This is a genomic window from Bradyrhizobium sp. USDA3010 (assembly GCF_056429065.1).
Map to the genome: position 1 here is coordinate 1 of NZ_JBWJZD010000067.1, position 21,582 is coordinate 21,582.

The 21,582-nt window shown below is 58.5% G+C and carries 16 protein-coding genes; 11 read left to right on the forward strand and 5 right to left on the reverse strand.

Annotation, left to right across the window (positions count from 1 at the left end; translation table 11 throughout):
- The first annotated feature begins 737 nt into the window (after positions 1 to 737).
- Both AC066Y_RS40910 and AC066Y_RS40915 read left to right on the forward strand, forming a co-directional pair.
- On the forward strand, positions 738 to 2,876 hold the full coding sequence (locus tag AC066Y_RS40910) for a prolyl oligopeptidase family serine peptidase (RefSeq protein WP_478278788.1): 2,139 nt from the start codon (positions 738 to 740) through the stop codon (positions 2,874 to 2,876).
- 593 nt (positions 2,877 to 3,469) lie between these two features.
- Positions 3,470 to 4,441, forward strand: coding sequence for a LysR substrate-binding domain-containing protein (locus tag AC066Y_RS40915; protein ID WP_478278789.1), 972 nt, complete (start codon positions 3,470 to 3,472; stop codon positions 4,439 to 4,441).
- Between the two features lie 13 nt (positions 4,442 to 4,454).
- On the opposite strand, the gene AC066Y_RS40920 is transcribed toward AC066Y_RS40915, so the two are convergent.
- From AC066Y_RS40920 to AC066Y_RS40930, 3 genes are all read right to left on the reverse strand, one after another.
- A complete protein-coding gene (locus tag AC066Y_RS40920; RefSeq protein WP_478278790.1) occupies positions 4,455 to 4,820 on the reverse strand; it encodes a DUF3088 domain-containing protein in 366 nt (121 codons plus the stop codon).
- A gap of 16 nt (positions 4,821 to 4,836) precedes the next feature.
- The gene (locus tag AC066Y_RS40925; protein ID WP_478278791.1) at positions 4,837 to 6,015 is read right to left on the reverse strand and encodes an MFS transporter; all 1,179 of its coding nucleotides are present in this window, start codon (positions 6,013 to 6,015) and stop codon (positions 4,837 to 4,839) included.
- Between the two features lie 355 nt (positions 6,016 to 6,370).
- On the reverse strand, positions 6,371 to 8,611 hold the full coding sequence (locus AC066Y_RS40930) for a tetratricopeptide repeat protein (protein ID WP_478278792.1): 2,241 nt from the start codon (positions 8,609 to 8,611) through the stop codon (positions 6,371 to 6,373).
- A 949-nt stretch (positions 8,612 to 9,560) separates the two neighbouring features.
- Between AC066Y_RS40930 and AC066Y_RS40935 the strand changes: the two genes are divergently transcribed.
- The 4 genes from AC066Y_RS40935 (at position 9,561) to AC066Y_RS40950 (ending at position 13,348) form a co-directional block, all read left to right on the forward strand.
- Positions 9,561 to 11,189 (forward strand): acyltransferase family protein, encoded by a 1,629-nt coding sequence (locus tag AC066Y_RS40935; protein ID WP_478278793.1) that lies wholly within the window; start codon positions 9,561 to 9,563, stop codon positions 11,187 to 11,189.
- A 232-nt stretch (positions 11,190 to 11,421) separates the two neighbouring features.
- Positions 11,422 to 11,628 (forward strand): cold-shock protein, encoded by a 207-nt coding sequence (locus AC066Y_RS40940; RefSeq protein ID WP_050424578.1) that lies wholly within the window; start codon positions 11,422 to 11,424, stop codon positions 11,626 to 11,628.
- 580 nt (positions 11,629 to 12,208) lie between these two features.
- Complete coding sequence (locus AC066Y_RS40945) at positions 12,209 to 12,625, forward strand: hypothetical protein (RefSeq protein WP_478278794.1); 417 nt, start codon at positions 12,209 to 12,211, stop codon at positions 12,623 to 12,625.
- A gap of 483 nt (positions 12,626 to 13,108) precedes the next feature.
- Entirely contained in the window at positions 13,109 to 13,348 is a 240-nt protein-coding gene (locus AC066Y_RS40950) for a hypothetical protein (protein ID WP_478278795.1), read from the forward strand.
- Between the two features lie 525 nt (positions 13,349 to 13,873).
- Here AC066Y_RS40950 and AC066Y_RS40955 read toward each other — a convergent pair.
- The gene (locus AC066Y_RS40955; protein WP_478278796.1) at positions 13,874 to 15,160 is read right to left on the reverse strand and encodes a Fic family protein; all 1,287 of its coding nucleotides are present in this window, start codon (positions 15,158 to 15,160) and stop codon (positions 13,874 to 13,876) included.
- 36 nt (positions 15,161 to 15,196) lie between these two features.
- Positions 15,197 to 15,436, reverse strand: a complete 240-nt coding sequence (locus tag AC066Y_RS40960) for an AsnC family transcriptional regulator (protein ID WP_478278797.1) — start codon at positions 15,434 to 15,436, stop codon at positions 15,197 to 15,199.
- Positions 15,437 to 15,541: 105 nt separating this feature from the next.
- Between AC066Y_RS40960 and AC066Y_RS40965 the strand changes: the two genes are divergently transcribed.
- The 5 genes from AC066Y_RS40965 (at position 15,542) to AC066Y_RS40985 (ending at position 21,438) form a co-directional block, all read left to right on the forward strand.
- Positions 15,542 to 16,255, forward strand: a complete 714-nt coding sequence (locus AC066Y_RS40965) for an aspartate/glutamate racemase family protein (RefSeq protein WP_478278800.1) — start codon at positions 15,542 to 15,544, stop codon at positions 16,253 to 16,255.
- 1,122 nt (positions 16,256 to 17,377) lie between these two features.
- Positions 17,378 to 17,764, forward strand: a complete 387-nt coding sequence (locus tag AC066Y_RS40970) for an ectoine synthase (protein WP_157348798.1) — start codon at positions 17,378 to 17,380, stop codon at positions 17,762 to 17,764.
- A complete protein-coding gene (locus AC066Y_RS40975) occupies positions 17,761 to 19,578 on the forward strand; it encodes a non-ribosomal peptide synthetase (RefSeq protein ID WP_478278798.1) in 1,818 nt (605 codons plus the stop codon). The genes AC066Y_RS40970 and AC066Y_RS40975 overlap by 4 nt, the downstream gene beginning before the upstream one ends.
- Positions 19,579 to 19,608: 30 nt before the next feature.
- Positions 19,609 to 20,556, forward strand: a complete 948-nt coding sequence (locus tag AC066Y_RS40980; protein ID WP_478278801.1) for a thioesterase domain-containing protein — start codon at positions 19,609 to 19,611, stop codon at positions 20,554 to 20,556.
- A gap of 231 nt (positions 20,557 to 20,787) precedes the next feature.
- Positions 20,788 to 21,438, forward strand: a complete 651-nt coding sequence (locus tag AC066Y_RS40985; RefSeq protein WP_478278799.1) for a 4'-phosphopantetheinyl transferase family protein — start codon at positions 20,788 to 20,790, stop codon at positions 21,436 to 21,438.
- Positions 21,439 to 21,582: the final 144 nt, after the last annotated feature.

The following is a 21,582-nucleotide window of genomic DNA, read 5'->3' on the forward strand; positions in this document are numbered from 1 at the left end:
GGCGGGCGTGGTGTTCGCGGCTGAAGGTGATGGGGTTGGCTTTGCAACCGAATCCTACGCCGCATCAGCGCTTTACACCACGCTCGCCAGCCTCTCAGGCGCCTCTGACGAATAAGACGGGCTAGCAGTCCGGTGCCGAAGAGGGACCGACGGGGCGAACAGCACACGGCGGATTGCGCTGCTGGTGCAGGCGAGAGGCACAATACAGGACTGGCGGCTGGCGCGGTGCTTTCGGCCCGGGCTGGCCCGCATGATGAACGGAACGTCTCAGCGGATCCTTGCAGTCACGAAACGGAGATCGCCATGCGCACTGCCCTCAGCTTGATCGCGATCTGGCTGCTGATCAACGTACTGCTCTATGTCATGCTGACGCGCGTCGATAAGTCTGCCCGATGAAATAGCTCGGAAAATTGTACCTCGCATTTGGAGGTAAGCGTTCCGACGCCGGGCGGCGAGCGGTCCTCTGTTCCGGTACTTGGCCGCAAAAGATCAACGTGCTGTCTGACACTCGGTCCTGCCGACATCGCCCTGTCTGCTTGGCAACCAATGTCGGCAAGCGGACATCGTGGTGCACCCTAAGCGGCGGAAACTTGCGGCGCTTTGGTCGGCATGCAGCTTGCAGTAAACGCTCGGCGAAATAGCGCGAGCCGAGCCATGTCATGCGTTGCGTACTTTCCGCAGCTTCTGCTTGACGCGCCAGGCCCGCGTGGCCGCTCGACCTCAACCGGAGCAAATCCATGAACACGTCAGTCCTCTCCGCAGCGCTGCTTTCGATTGCCTGCTTCACCTCCGCTGCGCTTTCACAGGAGCGTTCACTTTCAGAGGAGCGAAAGGCTGCGGCGGTCACTCAGGATCCATTCCTCTGGCTCGAGGAGATCGAAGGACAGGGCGCATTGGCATGGGCCCGCGCCGAGAATGAGAAGACACTCGGCGTGCTCCAATCAGATCCTCGCTATCACCGTTTCTACGAACAGGCGCTCTCAATCTTGCAGGCCAAGGATCGAATTCCATACGTCTCCCTGGGACGTCGCGGGTTGGAGAATTTTTGGAAAGATGAGGACCATGTGCGCGGTATCTGGCGGCGCACCACGCTTGAAAGCTATCGTCGCCAGGACCCTCGGTGGGAAACCATCCTTGACGTGGACGCCTTGGCGGTTGCCGAGAACAAGAACTGGATCTTTCAAGGCGCCAGCTGCCTTCCGCCTGACGAGCGCCTCTGCCTGATCAGCCTGTCCGACGGCGGCAAGGATGCCGCATCCATGCGCGAGTTCGACCGCGAGGCAAAGCGCTTCGTTGCGAACGGCTTTTATCTTCCAGAGAGCAAGCACAGCGTTAGCTGGGTCGATCGGGACACGCTCCTTGTTGCAGGCGACTGGGGCGAGGGCTCTTTGACGCAGGCCGGCTACCCCTTTGTTGTTAAGGAGCTCAAACGCGGTCAGCCGCTCAGCGAGGCGCGCGAGGTCTTTCGCGGCGAGCCGAACGATGTTCGGGCGGTGCCCCTGGTGCTTCGAGACAATGAAGGTCATGTTCATGCGACTGGGGTCATCCGAGCGATCGGGTTTTTCGAGCATGAGTACGTGCTCTTCCGCCCCGATGGGCTCGTCAAACTCAATCTGCCGAAGAAAGCGGAGATCCTAGGCCTTGTGAGTCATCGCCTGCTTGTGAAGCTTGACGAGGAGTGGAGGCCATCAGGTGATCTCAACTTCACTGCCGGCTCGCTGATTTCGTATGACTTAACCGAATGGAAAGCGGATCCACTGCGCGCCAAAGCCTCGCTTGTCTTCAATCCTGGGCCTCGTCAGGCCCTGAGCGGGCTAACCTTCACAAAGAACATGTTGATCTTGACGATCTTGGATAACGTTCAAAGCAAAGCATTCGTGTACAAGTACAATCAGGGAGCGTGGTCGGCGACACCGATCCCACTGCCGGAACATACCAATGTCGGCGTGACAGCCGCTTCCGACGAGGCGGACCAAGCCATGTTCGCCGTCTCAAGCTATCTCAGGCCAACGTCGCTCTGGTATTTTGATGCCGAAACTCAAAAACTCGAGGAATTGAAGACGACACCGACTGCCTTCGATGCCGCCAAGCATGTCGTAGAGCAGTTCGAAGCGATTTCGCGTGATGGCACGGCAATTCCGTATTCTGTGGTGCGGCCGAAAAACGCGAGGTTTGATGGCGCCATTCCGACCCTTCTTTATGGCTATGGCGGGTTCCAGGCTTCGCTTCTGCCCTCATATCTAGGCCCTGTGGGGCGGCTCTGGCTCGAACAGGGCAATGCCTATGTCGTTGCAAATCTGCGCGGGGGCGGCGAGTTTGGCCCGCAATGGCATCAAGCAGCCCAGCGGGCGGCGAAGCAGACGACGTGGGATGACTTCATCGCCGTTGCGGAGGACCTGATCCGCCGCAAAATCACAAGTCCGCGCCGGCTCGGCGTCATTGGCGGCAGCCAGGGCGGGCTACTCGTTGGCACCGCAATCACCCAACGTCCCGAGCTCTTCAGCGCGGCGATCATTCAAGTGCCGCTGTTTGACATGCTTCGATACACCAAATTGGGCGCGGGCGCCTCCTGGATCGGCGAATACGGCGATCCCGGTTTTCCCGAGCAGCGCGCGTGGATCGAAGCCTACTCGCCCTATCAGAAACTGGTGCCGGGCAAGCCATACCCCGCGCCTTTAATTCTGACTTCCACCAAGGACGATCGTGTGCATCCCGCGCACGGCCGCAAGGCTGCAGCAAAGCTCGCCGCCCTGGGCCAGCCTTACTTCTATTACGAGAACATCGATGGGGGGCACAGTGCGGCGGCCAACCTCATCGAAACGGCGCGTCGACTAGCCCTTGAATACACCTACGCATCGAGGCGGCTTTTGTTCTGAATAAACCGGCGGACGGGTCAATCGAACCAGGCTCCAGACCATTCACGATCCCTGGTTACCGCGCCCGCTGGCCTGAATCATCGAGCCGAGATGCGGGGCGATACACAGAACCAGCCAATCGACGGACCTGAGTTGCAGAGTTTAACGGGACTCGACGAATTCCCACAACGCTGGAGGTGCTCGAACGCAAGCCCGCAATGTCGAGCAGTCATGCAATATGACTGGTAAGGCGCCTCCTCATGAAGGATCGACCTTTTGCTGAGCCAGATTGGCCATGAGTTGGCGTTCTAAATCTCAAGCCCGGTTTTGGCTTTGCTTGAGAGATCGCGCAGCGATGAACCCTGCACCGAATATGGAATCTAACCGTGCCTCAGGGGCACCGGATCTGAAGGGGTATGTGCCTAGATCGACGGCTGGTCGACCGGCTGGGCAGGGAGCCAGGTCGTTTTGAGTTCGCCGCGACAGGCCAATACCTAGGAGGTCTCGTTCGTGGTCAGTTCCGGCGGTGAACGACGGCGGTCGTCGATGCCTGAGAAAATCGGCCCGCAACAGGGCTCCACAACAGCTGTCCCAGTGAGAGGCAGGAAAGAAAGATGCGCAAGCTACCGATCCTGAAAAGCCTCCATCTGTTTGAGGCAGTCAGCGAGTTTCCAAGCTTCTCAAGGGCAGCCGAGCGGCTAAACATGACCACCGGCGCGGTAAGCTACCAAATGCGCCTGCTTGAGGATTGGTTCGGCAGGAAACTATTCGTGCGCCATAGTTCGGGCGTGCGGCTGACATCCGACGGCGAACAGCTCAAGCGCAGCTGCGCGAGCGCGTTCACCATGCTCGAGAAGGGATGCTACGAGCTACGAAGGCGCCATGCAGGGCCCTCCGTCGTGGTCGGGTGCTCGACCACGTTTTTGTCGCACGGCCTGTTGCCCCGTATCGGTCGATTCCGCAAACTCTATCCGGACGTTGACCTTGTCTTTGAAACCGAAGCCGATCTTGACGCGCTCGCTGTTGGTGCGTTGGACATATTGTTTGTCGCCGGCCTACTGAAGCGGCCGTTTCCCGACCGCGAGGTGCACGCTTCAAATGAGATGATTGGCCCGGTCTGTGCGCCAGCTGCGCTCGAGGCCATCAAAAGCCCGGAAGATATTCTGTCGCTCTCTCTGTTGCACGAGGCCGACAGGCTGGACGCCTGGAGCGAATGGGCCAGCGCAGCTGCAATATGCTTGCAAGAATCGCGCAAGGTCATCTTCGATACATTTTCCTTGACTATGGAGGCAGCAAAAAGTGGGCTGGGAGCCGCCATATCCTCGCAAATTCTGGTCAGAAGCAACCTTGAGAAGGGAGAGCTCGTAGCTCCATTCGGCTTCGTGCCGGTCAATCGCTCAATCTACATGTTTGTCAACGGGCAAGCCCGCAATAGCGCGGCTGTCAAACAGTTTGAGCGCTGGGCGCTGTCAGAAATACTGGACCGGGATCATCAGCCATCGGCTTTTGAAGCTCCAACCCGGCAGATCAAGCAAGCCGCTCGATTGAAGATTCCTGATCGGTTCCTGCTGGCATCAAGTCGTTGATGACCACCATGGCCTACAAGGTGCCGACTGTTTGAGCGTAAGGCGCCGGAAATCCGTGGCGCGCAGCCAGAAGATCAAGGATTGCAAACACATCGTCGACATAGGCGAGCCCGTTTGCGTACTTCGCATGCTCTGGTAAAGGGCCTTCCTTTTCCAAAATCAGAACCGGCGCGGACTGATCACCCCGCCCAAGCCTCTCGATGAGTGCGGCTCGTGGCCTCGCCCAGGAAACCCGACGAACGTCAAGCCTCGCAGCGCGGCTTGGAAACGCGGACAGCAACCCGTCCAATAGCATGCATTGCCAACAATAGAACTGTCGTCCCGGCAAGGCCGGATCCGCAAAAGCGCGTTCTAACAGGAACAGCTGATCCCGTGGCATGGTGTGAATCCCTGATCTAGCGATCGGCAGGACATGAAGTTTGAGAATCCCTTGATCGGACCACCGCGAAGGTCGCAACGGCGAAGGCAACAAATGCGCTCGCCGCACATAGGAGAACGATCGTTCCGAGAGCAAGCCGATCACCTAGAAGCGACAAGGCAATGCCATTTCCTGCAACGCCGCTATAGGTGCAACATTGAAATAACCCGGAGAGGCGACCGGCGCGGTCCGGAGCCACCGAAGACACCATGTGCGCGTGCGCGGCAGCCGCAAATATCTGGCCGAAACCAAGCATCGCGCTGCTGGACGAGATCACCAAAGCCAGGCCGGCATCGAGTGACATCATTGCAAGGCATGCCGCAAGCAGCATCGCGGCTCCGGCAATAGTTGGCAAAGCGCCTAGCAGGTCGTAAATCGGCTTGACGGCCAGCGCGCCCAGCAAGGCCAATACGCCATTAGCCATGACGATCGTCAGTAGTACGCTTTTGTCGAGAACCCCGTCAGCTGTGGCATGTATCGCAGGATAGACGTTGATGATGCCGGCGCCGAGGTTGAGCAGAAAAACAGCCAAGAATGCGGGATAGAGGGGTGCCAAGTCCAGCACCGTTCCGGAGGGGCGCGCCTCAAGCACGGCTGGCGTCCTTCTGAACTGCTGCTTGATGCCAAGGAGCACGACCAAGGACAGCATGATGGCTGATATATTGAAGGCCAAAACGCCAGGCAAGTGCAATTGGTCGGACAACATGGCACCTGCAAACATTCCCAAGAGATAGGTCAGCCAGTCGATATTGGCGATATTGCGCAGCACCGAGATCATGCCGTCTTCCGATGTAATACGACGAAAGAAAGCAATCTCTGCAGACAAATAGACCGGCTGGACAAGGCTCAGGACGGCCATTGCGGCGTAGCTCAGAAACGAATCGGCTCCGTCGCTGCCGAAGATGGCGAGCAGCGCGCAAATGCGAACAGCATTGACGATCATCATGGCTGAGATCGGATCGCCCCTGTCGACCAACGGCGACAGGAAGAGGCTGCCAAGCATGATCGGCGCAAAAGTGACCGCAATGCCGAGACCCGCGGCGCTCATGCCGGATTGCAGAAGACCGATCAGGATGCCGATACGGAACGCCCAGCCGCCGATCTGGATGATCAAATGCGAGAGATAGATGAACTGCCGTGTGCTCGATCCGCTCATTGTTGACTTAGCTCATCGAGGATATCGGATCGCTTGACGCGGACGGACAGGTAGATGGCACTGGCTTCGGGATGCGACATCGGTGCGATGAGCCCGCAAGCCAACGATGAACGCTCTGGCAATATTCGGCTTAGCAAAAGGCATCTTATTACCTATCTACCTCCCTGTACCTCCTGTGGCGTTCGGTCACTCGCGATAAGACTAGCCAAGGCGCGTCGCTTGCCGGTCAGTCTGTGTTGCAGCGGCTGCCGCGAGAGCATTCGCTAAACCGAGTCGAAGCTCTGAGATGCAGCCATCATTTCCTGAGCGATTGTCTCACGCTGCTCGAATGGCAAGAGTGCCATGAGCCGCAAGCTCACATAGGCTTCGCGGAAGATGCAGAAGCTCGGTCCCGGCGCGAGGCAAGGTCAGCTTGCAGGCTTCTCTCGATGTGCTCGCGGGTGAGGAGGTAGTCCGGATCTCCCCCGATCTCGACAGCGACCGTCGCATGGTTCAATGAAATTTCCGGCCGGCCCTCGTTGAAGTACTCGATGGCGAGATTGTTGTGGGTGAGCGCATGCCGAGGGTTGAGTTCAAGGGCTCGAACATAGTGTGCGATGCTCTCGTGCGTCTCGCCAAGCTCGGAATAGGCAAGGCCGATATTGCTCTGTAGGTCGGGGTTTTTGGAATTGATCTCGGCCGCCGCCAGATAGGACTCCAGAGCAGCTTTAGGTCTGTCCTGCTGCATCAGGATGTTGCCCTTCTCGAAGTGAGCCCGCCATTCGTTTGGCTTGATGACAAGTGTCCTGTCGAGATCGGCGAGCGCCCCTGTGGTGTCTCCCATTCTGTTGCGGAGTGAGGCCCTGTTCAGGTGAGCCTCATAATAGGGTGGGCAAAGTTCAATGGCGCGCGCATAGGCCTCCAGAGCTTCAGCTTCCCTTCCAGCCACTTTCGAAAGCAGGTTCCCCAGGTCATTGTGATACTCTCCATAGTAGGGATCATACGCAATGGCCTCACGCAACTGCTTCTCGGCCCGAGGAAGTTCGTCGATGAGTTCGTAGACCTGGCTGGTGTTGTAGATCAAAATCGATTGGTGAAGCTTGAATCGCTCGTCGCCATACGCCTTGAGCATCTTGCCAAGGCCTTCGGCGCAAAGAGCGAGGGCTTCGTCGTACTTCTGCTGTTTGGCCTTGATGTAAGCATAGGCGTTCTCTGCAAACACCTTGATGTAATCATACTTGTCGTGCCCCCTGAAATCCCGCTCGATGGTCTCCAGGTTCCGTAACGCGTACTCTTCGGCCAGCGTGAGGTTGACCGGCTGCTGATAGCGTCCATACGTCATTGATTGGGCATAGAGAACCGTTGGCGTGTATCGGCTCTTGGGAAAGGTTTTGTAGAATTCGTCCAAATAGGGAACCGACACCCGTCCGCAGCCGAGTGAGTACAGCACAAAGGCCGCGTTGATGAAGGCGGCATTCACGCTCGCATCCCCGGAGCCGTAGGTGCGAAGCGCAGGGTCGGCGAAAATTTCCCCGAAGTAGCCAAACCAAAGATCATACAGGCCAATGCTCTGGAGGATCTGACTTGGTTCTGCAAGCAGCTCCAGGCGCTTGTACTTGTCGCGTATCGATAGCGCATGAAGCATGACGAGAGGCGCCTTGCCCGCCAGATAACGCTCCAGGCAGGCGTGGTGCAGCTGCTCGTGCAGGTGATCTGCGGTCGCCGGCTCGAAGGTTGCATAGTTTCGTTGCGCGATCAGATCAGGCGTCGTGCAGTTGGATTCGATGTACGATTTGAGAAGACCGTGGCGTTCTCCGATATCGAGGCTGGCCAGATGGAGGTCCACGATTGCGACCGGGTCGAGATAGCCGATGACCGGCAATCCGGCGGCTGCGCATTTGCTTAAAGTCTCTGCAATCAACGGATTGCCGCCGCTTGCCTCATAGATCTGCCGGTGCTTCTCCGCGGCGAGATCCGGATCAAAGATTGGTCCCAGCTCCTGCGAGCTATATCTGCCGAAATGAATCTCGCTGGCGTCCGGGAAATAGAGGCGTTGTTCATAGTCGATCAGAACGAACCGAAACAGCCGCGCATCGTCATCCAACCTGACGAGCAGCTTGATCAGGTTCTTGGCCGAGCCGGACAGGGCAGCCGCCCGGTCGATGACGATGATGTGACGCTCGTTGCGCTGTTTGCCACAGTTGATCAGGAATTCGGCTAATCCGACCAGGAGCTTGTTTTGATATTCATGATGATAGAAGCGGGTACGCTCCTCCTTGCTCGAGGTATTGGTGAGATCCTTCGGCACGGTGAAGGCGTCGCTGACCAGGAGAGGGAATAGCCGCTTCAGGGATTGTTGTGCCGCCTCAACCAGTTCTGGCCTATTTTCCTGGGCCCATCCCAGTTCGCCGTCGATGAGGGTTTGCAGCCCGGCAAGATAGCCGCCGGTCCGCCAGTCGCCATCGCTGATCAAGATGTCGGAATGAGAGCTCGCGAGTGCCGATTTGATCGTCGGCACCGGTGCCATGCCCGCTTCTGCCTTCAAGATCGTGATCGGGCTGAGTTCGACGGATGCTGCTATAGCTGAAAGCACGCGCTGCTGAATCAGATCAACCATTTTATTCTCCCGAACTGTCACAAAAGAGGGTGGTCGAAACGACCACCCTCCGATGCCGCTATGCTCTCATCAGGTAGATGCATTCGTCCGCGAACCAACCTAGAGCGTACCCGTGTACGGCGTGGTGGTGCGGATCGTGGTCTTGATTTCAGCGATCTTCTTTTTCATCACATGTTCCTTTCCTTCTCTGGCACGCCAGACCCAAGCGAAATCGCGGCCGGTCGTGCAGGACAAGAATAGTAAATTTCCGCAGCAATCCGCAGCGAGATTCCCTGACGGTCGCTGTCAAAAAGATTGAACGCGCGGCTCGGATTGGCTGCCCATTCCGTTTGCGATGCGTTCAGGTGGCAATCTCATCTCGGCTGCCTTGGGCCGGCTGGTGGTCGGATGAGCCTCGTCGCAAGGAGTGTCACGAGGATAGGCACCTTGTGCAGCTCCGCTGCTGCACGTGAATCTCCTAGTGTGGCTGGCTGATGATAGCCTCGCGGTCCCCACACAGGACGTGAACTGGTGCATGTATCCGTTGTGAGGCTGCCAGTGACGACAGCATGTGCTTCGATCTGGGCTTTCATCGGGTACCTGCGCCCCAAGCTCCCTTCGCAGAGGGAGCAGCTGTCGCCAACCCATTCAGGAAGGCTTCCGGTGAGACAATGGCGCGGTTCAAATATGACGTCGGGGAACGTGGCATGGGCCAGAACCGGTCGGAATATGGACCTCGAATCCGAGCCGCCCTACCAGAAGTCAGAGTTTCAGCGCTGCCCGGCTTTCCAATAAGGTGCGAGGGCGCTCCGATAACCGATTTGAGCTTCCGAAGAAGTTTGACTGATCGCAAGGCACGCTCGCGTGATGCGATCAGTCTTCCCTGCCTTTAGCACGTGTCCAACTGCGTGCCTTTGGTGCCATCGATCGCCCAGGATTTGTACCCACTCGCAAATGACGAGCGACATCGATGGTTAAGCAGATACCCGCACTGACCGGTATCCGGTTTGTCGCGGCGGCAGCGGTCGCATTGTCTCACGGCGGCAGCGTGTTCTTGCAGGGACCCAGCCTCGGGCTCGACATCAGCGTCGGGACACTCGGCCTGCTCGGAATGTCGGTCTTCTTCACGCTGAGTGGCTTTGTCATTCAATACAACTATGGCAGCTCGATTGTGAGCAGCCCGCGGAAAGCGATCCCGGATTTTCTCGTGGCGCGCATAGCGCGAATCTATCCTCTGTTTGTTGTTCTCTTTCTCGTCGAATTGCTGACTGGACCGTTTGTCTGGCCGTGGCTCCTCGGAACCGAGGCGCCGGCCGAAGGATTCTCGACGCACCTTGTCCCGTTTCAACTCGGGATGGTTCAAACTTGGTTTTTCGCAAATATCGCCGGTGTAGCACCCGTCTGGCAGTACGAGGAGGTCGGCATCGTCTCCTGGTCGGTGAGCACCGAGTGGTTTTTCTATCTCGTTTTTCCGCTCGTTTGCCCTCTGCTTGCGCGCATCAGAACTGTGCCCGCCGCGGTTGTTTGCGCCGTCGGAGCCGTCGCAGTCGAGCTTGGTATCGACCTTGTCGTGCTCATGCTGCAGGGCCGCATCAACCTGTTTGCGCTTCATGCCTACGGAGCGGAGGCGGCTCTGCCGAACTGGAAGAACACGCTGATCCTCTGGATCGTCTACTTTTCGCCGTTTTGCAGGGTGTGGGAGTTCGTTCTCGGCTGTTGCTTGGCAAGGCTCCATGAAGTGTGGTCGGAGCAGGATTTCAGGCCGTCTCGCGCTCTGCTCGACATCGCGACAATTGTTGGCGTCGGAGCGATTAGCTGGGTGTTCTGGTTTACCGCCCACAAGCCGCCATTTGGGGCTTCCATGAGCCTGTTCGATATTGCGCGCAACAATATCGCCCTGGCGGCGCCGGTTGCGCTCATCCTTGTCGCGGCGGCTCAGCCCAGCAGGACTGCAGGACGGCTATTGTCAGCAAGGTGGCTTGTCTTTCTGGGCGAGGCCAGCTTTGCTCTCTATCTTATACACATCATCATCTTCCGGCGTTTTCCGGTGGTGCGTTGGGAAACGGCGAGTCAACTGGTTGGCCATCTCGGTGCACTCGCTCTTGCTTTCGCCCTGGCGACTTGCGCCGCGATCCTGTTGCATTTCGGCTTCGAAGTGCCGGCCCGACGGCGAATTCGTGGTGCCTATCAGGCGGCCTCGGCGGAACAGCGCCGGCTCCTGATGCGATTGGGAACCGTCGGCTTTGCCGCACTTGTTGGTGCGGCGGCCGCGTATGCACTGCGGGGCGCGACCGGGAATGCCATCACGCAATCAGGTATTTCTGTTGTTTCCGGCACGTATGGCGGCAATTGCCGCTGGATGTCAGCGCGCGGCAACGCCACGGATGCGCTTGCAGAAGCGTGTAACGGCAAGAGCGAGTGTACGTTTCGTACAGAGGCGGCACGGATTGCCGATCCTGCGCCGGGTTGCGCAAAGGAGTTTGCCGTCGCCTGGTTCTGCAAGGGAGATCGCAGCATTCGCTCCAGCTCGGCTCCGGCTGCGCATGCTACGTCCTCGGCTCTGCAACTTTCCTGTGACAAGGTGGCGCGCGATGATTGAGCCGCAGCCTGAAGGCCCATCCGGATCCCGCTCCCCTGAAGCGAGGTTCTCCGACGTCAGTGTCTTGCTGTCGGCCGCCGCACAAAAGAGGTGTGTGCGTGTCAGCACTTTGGTCATCGGGCAAAAAAGCTGAGGGTGACTTCCGCAGCGGACGAGCGTCTTTTTGCCGCCCATCTTGATGGCTGCGAGACTCTTCGCTAGATCACGAAGGTTCACTGATGGAGATGCCGCCGTGGCAATGGGTATTGTGAAGTGGTTCAATTCCAGCAAAGGTTATGGCTTTATTCGGCCGGAGGACGGAAGTGCCGATGTCTTCGTGCACATCAGTGCCGTGGAAAAGGCCGGTTACACCACCCTCGAAGAGGGGGCTCGGGTCAGTTACGAGCTCAAGGCCGGACGCTCGGGCAAGACGTCAGCTGAGGATCTTCGGGTAGGCTGATTGACGTGCGCCTCCGGGCTGCCTTCTGCAATCTGTGATCACCTGTCCGGCGATGCCTTCTGTCTGGTGCGCCGGGCGGTCCTTTACGACCGTCGCTTCCAACTGAGGCTTTACCGCAAGCCCCGGGGCGCTCTTCAGTCGAGGCATTGCTCGCCGATGCCGCAGAAAGCTCCGGATTTTGCCTGCCTTGGTGCAGTGTAGACCTGACACGATAACCTCGGTGCCATGAAGTGTCCAAACCGTACGCTCCCGCCCAGCGGGCCAGCAGGTGTACGCCGCGCATGTCTCAGAGCAACTTGCTGCACCGGCCGGCGCTCACGGCTCAAAGTTTGTGCTGTCGCTTCTGAAGGAGCTTACCGAGGGGAATTCGTCCTTTGTGGACAATACGAGCCTGCGGCGCTGACATCCGTGCCCGCGCGAGGACGGCTCGCGCATGAGCCGGCGAGCGATTTCAGGACGCCGACGCGGCGGGTTAGCCAATATAGTTGAGGTTAACGGCGCCACGTTGTTGACGATGCGCCCTAAGAATTGATCCATTGCGGGGGGAACTGCACCACACAGCCCACCGGAGACACGGCAAGTGTCCTTCCAGCTGACCGTCCTGAAAGTGCTGGCCGGTCAGCCCACCGGGCGGGCCTCTGTTGCCGAAGTCCGACGCGCCGTGGAGATCCTGATGAACAGCGGCCGCGACTGGACCGATCGCATGAAGCGGTTGGCCGAACACGCGCCGGATCTGAACATCTTTTTGGCGAAGTTTGTCTTTCGCGATGCTCTCGGCTGGGAAATTACACAAGAGGGGCGGCAATTCCTGTCGACGCTCGAAAGGGCCGTCGCCGATCAAAGAGAGCTGCTTCGATCGACCATCGATCTCTCATCCAGTGAAGTCCCTGCGCAAGCGGTTACGGATGCAACAAATTCACTTATTCCTCCCCGCAGTCGCCATCAGAGCTCGCGGCGACGCCGCAGGAAAGGTCGATCCCGTCGGCGGACAGCATGAAGCAGGGTTGCCTTAACTGGCACCCGCACCGGGGGCCGAGGCGCGCGGCATTAAACTTGGCAAAATGCCATCGTCCTCGCGCAGCATCGATCAAATCTACATTTCCTCTTGATGGGCCCGGAATGATTGTCTTTTCCGGTCGGAGAAAGCCCTGCGCGTAAGCCGTTTCTAATGTCATGACAGATTTGGCCCCTGTCACTGTGCTGGGCCTGGAGGCATCAGAGGAGAGGAGCGGAGCATTGAAGGGCGGTCTCCTCGCCGCTTTCTGAGCGGTTCACGGTGGTCGTTCCGCTGAACAGGACCTGCTCGTGCAAAGTCGTCTGGTGGAAAGGACAAGGACGCCGTCCCGGTTGTTGCTGAATGAGGCGAGCGCTTGCTGCCAACTGCCTAGGACTACAGAAAATATCTTGCAGTGTAACCTCGGTCATATGCACTCCCACTCTCAACTGGCATTATCAGCGAGGCAATTTCTGGGAGGATGTCATGGACGACGAGTTTTGTAGAGAGAGGGCGCGGACCGTGCGGGAACTTGCCGAGCAAGCTGACCCCTTCATCAAGGTGCGCTTGTTGCAGCTGGCCGCCAATTACGAACGGCGCGTTGGCCAGCCAGAGAAATCAGCTCGAGATCGCGCTGATTCGGCCGGCACAGAGGTCACCCATTCGCCCGTCCTAAAATTGAGAGATGGCGCTTGCGCGCCACCGGGCCGCGATCTTTTTCCGTGATGCGCTTATGCTGATCCTCGCAGCTGACCGCCAATCTCAAGGCGCCAGCGGGACAGGTCCAGCGGCTCGTCGAGGAGCTGAGAGCCTCCCGGCCTAATTGGTGCTGGTATGCCACCGCATCGACCTGAACGCGCTGGCCTCACAACGTCGGTCCCCGGCGCCGGCCGATGACCCTGTTGTCACCCGAGCTAAGACGTGAAGTAAGGGAGGGTATTTGCACGCATCCCCTCGAGTCCGAGCTCTGGCCGTAATAGGTCCAGCCTATAGATCCCCCGATCTTGTAGTCGGTACCGCGCAAGAAATCGTAACCGACATCGGCCGTGTAATATGTGAACCTTCCGTTTGCTTGCCTGATACCGTGTTGACATATGAGCCGCCCCAGTCTTCATCGTTCATGTTTCCTTTGTTGAACTGCCCGAGGCCAATATTACTCTTCAGGATATCGAAAAGAATGAAAGATAGTCTCCCAATATCAAAGCTCACTGACGCGACGACCCTGGATCATATTGCCATGCGGGCGGACGGTTAGCTCTCTGTTCCAGAGTCGCGCGAGAAGGCCGCTTGATAGAAGCTCTCAATCTTCGAGACTTCGTCTGGCGTGAGCTGGGAGAATTCATTGTCACGAGCGCGCTTTGAAAGCCCTCCTTCGTTCTGCTGCAAGAATCCAAGGAGGGTGTTGAGGGTCTGCTCCGGCATGTCGACCATGTTTTCGACGCCTGCCCGGAACGTATCGAAACTCCGCAAAAATCGTGTCTCTCTCGGAAGATCCTGTTCAATGGTCCTTTGCACGCATTCGTACACAAATTCCGCGTGCGGCGTTGCAACGAAGAAGCGGTAAAAGTCAGCGGTATCGTTCAAGACCTTGATGTTGCCTTTTGGAGCCGGCTCCCATTCCATGCATGGAAGCAATCGAGTCGAATAGCTTCCCAGCACGTCCCCATATTCGCCGATCTTGTCGAGAATGGCCGCCGAAACCGGAAAATGGACCCCGGCAGGATTGAAGCCGCGCCGTGCCAGAACATGGCGCATCAGGTATCGATGAATGCGGCCGTTCCCATCTTCAAACGGGTGAACGTAGACGAAGCCGAAAGCCAGCACGGCGGCGGCGATGACAGGATCAAATTCTTTTTGCGCCGCTTGATCGAACGCGATCAATCCACGGAAGTCGATATCTTCGTGGCGTGCGCTGATATGATCCGGAACAGGTCTTTGCGTCTCGCGGTCGTGTTCGCCGACGAAGCCACCTTCGTTACGGAAGCCGAGCTTGAAGAAGCGCGCATCGCCGATGACGATCCGCTGCAGGCGCAGAAACTCCGCCTCGTCGAGCGGCGCCCGTCCTGCTTCGCCGATCACCTTGCCCCACCGCTGGACGCGGTCCTGTGGCGGTCTTTCTCCTTCGATGACGTAACTCGACTTCGAGTCCTTGAGGAGAAGGAAGGCGGCGGTTCGCTCGAGCAGATCCTTCGGGACTTGGCTCACCACGATGCGGGCACGTTCCTTCAGATCCTTTGCAACAAATTCCGCAAGTAGCGGCGTCTTAAAAACGAGCGGGCAGAAGTCCGGTGTGCCTGGCAGATTGTTGCGGACGCGATGCCGTACCGAATTCTGTCCGGAGCGCGCATACTGGAGTTCGGTATCGACGGCATCGACATAGGAGACCTTGTCTGCTGCGGGCAGATTGAGCTCGCGGTCCAATAGCCATACCGCGCTGCCGATTTCCCCGGTCGAACCAGCGTCCTCAAAAGGGTAGGCGAGACTGTCTGATGCCGAAACGCTGCCCGGCGGACACCTGATTGTCAGCTTCAGACCCAATGTCGGGAAGCTGACCTAGCGATGCGGTACGACGCGTCAGAAACCGCTGTTTTCCAGACGGCATACTGCTTGCACAACCAGGGCGACGCACCGATCAGACCGCTGTCCTCCAAGGTGCTTGATGCGCCGCCAGCAGGCGGGCACCGAAAGATCGCTCGATCCGGCAAGCGTCGTCACAGGAGTCGTCGCGTCGAGCTGCAACTGGTCCAGAATCGTTCGGACGACGGCATGCCCTTTCAGCCGGCTTCGCAGCTCGGGTGAGAAGAGCTTTGCCATCGCAGAGATAAGGCCTTGCTTTCCAGAGAGATTGCCCGAAACAACGCCGACTATGTGCTGCCGAAGGCGCGGCACGCCTGTGTGCCATCAAGTGGAGATCGTAAAGTGCAGCGGACCATTGGGCTGATCGGAGGGATGAGCTGGGAAAGCACGGCCATTTATTACAAGGAAATCAATGAAATCGTACGTCAGCGCCGCGGCGGCCTCGCGTCGGCAGACATCTTGCTTCGCTCTGTTGACTTCGGCGTTATCGTCGCCCTTCAGGAGGCGGGAGAATGGAGGCAAGCCGCTGCTTATCTGGCGCGGATCGCCCGGCAGTTGGTCGATGCAGGCGCCAGCTGCATCCTGATCTGCACCAATACGATGCATGTGGTTGCCGACATTGTTGCTTCCGAGCTCAGTGTGCCGCTCATCCACATCGTCGACGTGACCGCTGCGGCTCTGCGCGCCGCCTTCGTCAAGCGACCACTCTTGCTTGGGACGCGCTATACGATGGAGCAGCCGTTCTATTGTGATCGCCTGCGGCAGCGGTTCGGCCTTTCGCCGGTTATACCGGCGGGGCACGAGCGGAGCCGGATCCACGATGTCATTTTCGATGAGCTGTGCTGCGGCACGGTTTCTGATCACTCGCGCCAGGAAGTTATCGACATCATTGCGCGAGGTCGCGCCCGGGGCGCCGACGCGCTCATCCTTGGCTGCACGGAGATTGGTCTTCTCATCGGTCCCGAACATACACAATTGCCGGTATTCGATTCGGCGAGGCTGCATGCCAGGGCGGCAGCTGATTTCGCCGAGGTCAGCGGTCGGCCGCCTCCCTAAGCGCGCAGCAATGATCGGATCGCCGATCGACGTTTGATCTCGCCCGTGGCGATGCCGCCTGGCCTTTGCAGCGGTCTCAACGCCGCTGTGCGCCATGCCTGGCGATAGCGTGTTCTCACCCGACAACGCGCCGCTCAGAAATGGTGAGAGCATTCTGGCAAATGCCGCCAAAGCGCTGCTATGAGCACTACTATGGACGCCGCAGTTGCGGCTTGTGATGTCTCGTTTAAGTCGTCTCGCTTGTCTCAGGAGCGACAACCGAGACGCCTGAAAACAAGGCAATGCGGGAATGTCGCTGCAGCGTGGGGGCCGTGATGACGGAGACATCAGCCAGAATGCCCGGTGTCTACGTCAGCCTCGACGCGCCGCGCTGTCACTCGGCACGTCGCATTGTCGGGCCCGACCTGGCGGCGTGAGCTGTCGCCCCCGTCGAAGACAAGTCGCTGCTGATGATCGCGCTGTCGCTCGACGCGGCGATGGGACAGAGCGACGTCGCGCGGACGCGCTCGAGCGCGCCAAGCAGAACCGGCGAAGTCGCGCCTCTTAGCCACCGGCAATGGTTGGATCTTTAACGACAAAGGTCAGCCGCACTGTCCGACCGGTTCTCCTTCGCAGGCTTGCTCGCATCCGGCCATATCTTGGCAGTTTGTCAGACTGGCTTCGCTGCCCAGCCAAATCCTTTCCGTTCGCTAGCCAACTGAAACAGCCACAAATTCATCTCTTATCTGTGTGCGACCATGGCATGAGGTTTGCTCAGTTAGCTGAGAGGCCGCGGTGGTGTATTCGCACCGCGTGGAACAGGGAAAGAAGGAAACAACTTGGCAAATCTGCGACCGGAAACGCTTTGTCTGGCCGGCAACATCACCAGCAGCGTTCTCGACCATACCAACGCAGGCGGCGGCACCGCGAAGAAGGGGGAACATCAAGGTGGTACGTGCACGCCATCAGCTCGGCTGCGGAATACCCTCACGCCGATATTTTTGGCTAGCCGACGAGAGTTCGGTAGGCCTTTTGGGTATAGCCGATGCTTCGGCAGTGCGCGGAAGCCGCGCTTCCAGGTCAGTACGACGACCTCCAGCTGCCGTAATAATGAATTTAACGTGTATGCGGCAATCGATCGCTATGATTGTGCGTAGCCTGCACGATGTTGAAGCGACCGATCACTTCGTCGATTGGGGCAATGGTACGAGCCACCGCCTTCTGACGGATAAGGACGGCATGGGTTTTAGCGTCTGCCACACTGTGGTCCGCGCGAACACCGTTTCGCTTCTGCAATACCGCAATCATCTCGAAGCCTGCTACTGCATCGCCGGAGAGGGCGAGGTCGAGGACATGGACGGCAATGTCTTCTCCATTCGTAAGGGTGACATGTATGTGCTTGACAAGCATGACAAGCATCTTCTGCGCGGGGGGCGGGACAAGGATCTGATCCTCGTCAGCATCTTCAACCCGCCCCTTAACGGAACCGAGCGCCACAAGCTCAACGACCCGGCAGGCTCGACATATTGAGCAAGGCGAAGATCGACTGCATGACGCGGCATTTGCAAACTTTGTTGCATGACGTGAGGGCCGATGCGGGGCAGCCGGCCGGCCGCATCGACATCCTGCCGGCCGAGGAGCGCAGCTATCTGCTGGAGGAACTGAACCGGACGGCGGCGCCTTATCCGTCGGAACGGTGCATCCATGAGCTGTTCGAGGCACAGGTGCACAAGGTGCCGGAGGCGGTGGCGGTGGTCCATGAGAAGGAGAGATTGAGCTATGGCGAACTCAATGCGCGGGCCAACCGGCTGGCGCATCATCTGATCGATCTCGGGGTCAAGCCGGACCAGCCGGTGGCGATCTGCCTGGAACGCAGCGTGGCGATGGTGGTTGGTGTCTTGGCGATCCTGAAGGCGGGCGGCGCCTATCTGCCGCTGGATCCAGTCTATCCACCGGCCCGGCTGCAGCAGATTGTCGGCGATGCAGAACCGCAACTGCTGCTTTGCGATTCCGCCGGTCGAACCGCATTGGGGGGCGAGGCGCTCACCGATGTCAGCGTGGTCGATCTGGATACTGGCACTTGGGCCTGGCGCGAGCGGCCGCCTTCGGACCCCGACCCGCGCACGCTTGGTCTCACATCCCGCCATCTCGCCTATGTGATCTACACCTCAGGATCCACGGGCACCCCCAAGGGCGTCGAAATGTCCCACGGCTCGCTTGTGAATTCGCTGGCGGGGATTGGCACCTCAAAACTGCGTACACTTCAGTTCGCGACTCTGAACTTCGATGTGTCCTGCCAGGAATTGTTCATTTGTTGGAAGGACGGCGGAGTACTTGTGCTCCTGCGGGAAGAGACCCGGAGGCGCTTTTCCGACCTGCTGGAGTTTGTAGAGCGGGAGGCGATCGAGCGGCTTTTCCTCCCATTCGTGGCATTGAATCATCTTGCAGAAGTCTGGAGCACGCAGCGCGTGCAGCTGCCCTCTATAAGAGAGCTTTATGCAGCCGGCGAACGATTGCAGGCCACTCCACTGCTTAGGGCTTTCTTCGAAGCACACCCGAACGCGAGATTGATCAATCAATATGGGTCCACAGAAATCAGCGTCATTTCCGAGCACCACCTTGCAGCTGATCCATCATATTGGCCCGAGATGCCTCACGTTGGGCGGCCGATTGCCAACACGCGGGTGTACCTGCTGGACGGCCATGGCGCGCCCGTGCCGTTCGGTGCGGTGGGCGAGCTTTACATTGGCGGGGCGGGTGTTGCGCGCGGCTATTGGAACCAGCCGGAGCTGACGGCCGAGCGGTTCATCGCCAGTCCCTTTGTCGAGGGCGATCGGCTGTACCGGACCGGTGACCTCGGGCGTTATCTGCCGGACGGCAATCTGGAGTTCCTGGGCCGCAACGACGACCAGGTGAAGATCCGCGGCTACCGCATCGAGCCGGGCGAGATCGTAGCAAAGCTTTGCGAGCACGCCTGGGTGCGCGAGGCGGTGGTGGTGGCGCGCCAGAGCCGCGCCGGCGACAAGCATCTTATCGCCTATGTGGTCTGCGCGCCGGAGGCTGCGGACGAGAGCGATGGAGGCGGGCTTGCGGGCGCCTTGCGCGCGCACTTGAGTGCGCGGCTGCCGGACTACATGGTGCCGGCTGCGTTCGTGCCGATCGCGGCGCTGCCGCTGACGCCGAACGGCAAGCTCGACCGCAAGGCACTGCCAGCGCCGGCCGATGAAGCCTATGCGCTGGCGGCCTATGAGGCGCCGCAGGGCGCGGTCGAGACGGCGCTGGCGCGGATCTGGGCCGAGCTTCTCGGTGTCGAGCGCATCGGGCGCCACGACCACTTCTTTTAACTGGGCGGCCACTCGCTGCTCGCCGTGCAGATGCTCAGTCGAGCATTAGAACTTGGGCTGAGCTTTAGCGCCGCCGACCTCTTCCAAACCCCTGTTCTGAAGGACCTTGCATTGAAGATTGATGTGGTGTCACAGCCCAGTAGCCGGGGAGTGATTTCCGTTCGGCCGACCGGATCGCAGCCGCCGCTCTTCTTTCTCCCTACAGGTTTTGGAGATTGTTCGTATGTCCTCAGTTTGGTGGCGGAAATGGATGTAGATTGCCCCGTCTACGCTCTGCCGTGGCCGCCCTTCAATGACGTTTGTCCTCCAGCTCTTGAGGCCATGGCCGCAGAGGTGATCCTTGCGATTAAAGAGATCCAGCCACGAGGCCCATACCGCTTTGCTGGATACTCCTCAGGTGCAATCCTGGCTTATGCAATTGCCGAGCGATTACTGAGCATCGACGAAGTTGTATCATTCATGGCGTTCATCGATGTTAGTTCACCTGCAGATACTACAAACGCATCACATATCAATTTGGCTCGAGAGTTTGTTCGGGAGCGTTGTGGAATCTTGCACGATGAATACGGCGAGGTTTTCGACGGATACACGGAGCCATGTTCCATTTCTGAGTTGCTCGAAAAAGCACAGCAAATAGGAGCGTTACCTCCAGACCACGATCTCCACAGCGATGTTTCGATCTATCAAAAGGCGGCGAAATATCACCAGGCGCTACAATCGTACCGAGTTCCGCCGCTCCCGATCGAGATACATCAGTTTTATGCCAGTGAGCCTCTTGTCAGCCCTGAGGTACAACCTGACGAACAACTGCATCGCAAGGCAAACTCACCAAAGAAGGGTTGGGACCTGGTTTTGGATGCAGCGGCCATTCATGCGGTACCGATGCCGGGCAACCACACGACAATGGTGAGCAATCCAGAAAACCGGCAAGTTCTGGCTCGGGCCATTTCAAGGGCGCTAAGCGGGTCTCTTAAATAGACGGGGATTTTCTCTCGAAAGATTCGGGTTCGAAGGTCGCTCACTCAAGCCCCAAATACCCCCCAGGTCGGCAAGCGGCTCGGTGGTCCAGACTTCGGTTCGCTGCAATAGCTCCCGAGAATCTAACTGCCCCCCTGATCAAATTCAGGCGCTGGTCAGAAGCGATCCATAGGTGGGCGGCCGCCGAGCGTCGCTCTGGTCGACACTTCGAAAAGCTGATTGAACCAAATAATGGAGATTGTCACAATTGATCAACGGAACATCATGGTTGGTATCCGTCCGATAGAACCCGGCGACGAATCCACCCTGTACGCTTCCGAAGTTATGTGTATGGGACGCGCCGTTGCCAAAGTCCGCCGCGAAAGCGGTGCCGCAAGAGCAGCCGCCCGAACACTTCTTGGGCAAATGGGATTTCCACCAATGGCGATTCCGAAGACGCGCTCTGGTGTTCCGATCTGGCCGACGGGAGTGGTCGGATCTTTGGCGCACCACGATACGGTCGCGGCCGCCGCTATTGCAGGAACGAAAAAGATCGCAGCTCTCGGCATCGACATTGAGCCGAATGAACCTCTGCCGGAAAACCTGATCGCATTGATTGCCACTCCTAGCGAGCGACGGATGTACGATCTACACACGCTCAAGCGGCGCGATCTCTTCGTTTTGAAAGAGGCGGTGTATAAGGCGTGTTTTCCAATGGATCGCCAGTTTCTTGACTTCCAGGACGTAGAAATTGATATCTTTGCGCGATCAGGACACGTATCCAAGGCAAATCGCGCGTTTTCGCTCGAGTTGCTTATTTCTAAGGATGTAATCGGGGTGGCGTATTCGCGGCCGAATGAAGTGGACGAGGCCTCTCCAAGATCAGCAGTCACCCCCCCCTAAAGCAATCGATACCTGGTCTAGCCCGTCTTATTCGTCAGAGGCGCCTGAGAGGCTGGCGAGCGTGGTGTAAAGCGCTGATGCGGCGTAGGATTCGGTTGCAAAGCCAACCCCATCACCTTCAGCCGCGAACACCACGCCCGCCAT

Bases quoted from the DNA above. Each gene is read 5' to 3' on its own strand.
- AC066Y_RS40910 (WP_478278788.1), top strand. From the start codon at position 738: ATGAACACGTCAGTCCTCTCCGCAGCGCTGCTTTCGATTGCCTGCTTC.
- AC066Y_RS40915 (WP_478278789.1), top strand. From the start codon at position 3,470: ATGCGCAAGCTACCGATCCTGAAAAGCCTCCATCTGTTTGAGGCAGTC.
- AC066Y_RS40920 (WP_478278790.1), bottom strand. From the start codon at position 4,820: ATGCCACGGGATCAGCTGTTCCTGTTAGAACGCGCTTTTGCGGATCCG.
- AC066Y_RS40925 (WP_478278791.1), bottom strand. From the start codon at position 6,015: ATGAGCGGATCGAGCACACGGCAGTTCATCTATCTCTCGCATTTGATC.
- AC066Y_RS40930 (WP_478278792.1), bottom strand. From the start codon at position 8,611: ATGGTTGATCTGATTCAGCAGCGCGTGCTTTCAGCTATAGCAGCATCC.
- AC066Y_RS40935 (WP_478278793.1), top strand. From the start codon at position 9,561: ATGGTTAAGCAGATACCCGCACTGACCGGTATCCGGTTTGTCGCGGCG.
- AC066Y_RS40950 (WP_478278795.1), top strand. From the start codon at position 13,109: ATGGACGACGAGTTTTGTAGAGAGAGGGCGCGGACCGTGCGGGAACTT.
- AC066Y_RS40960 (WP_478278797.1), bottom strand. From the start codon at position 15,436: ATGGCAAAGCTCTTCTCACCCGAGCTGCGAAGCCGGCTGAAAGGGCAT.
- AC066Y_RS40970 (WP_157348798.1), top strand. From the start codon at position 17,378: ATGATTGTGCGTAGCCTGCACGATGTTGAAGCGACCGATCACTTCGTC.
- AC066Y_RS40980 (WP_478278801.1), top strand. From the start codon at position 19,609: ATGCTCAGTCGAGCATTAGAACTTGGGCTGAGCTTTAGCGCCGCCGAC.
- AC066Y_RS40985 (WP_478278799.1), top strand. From the start codon at position 20,788: ATGGAGATTGTCACAATTGATCAACGGAACATCATGGTTGGTATCCGT.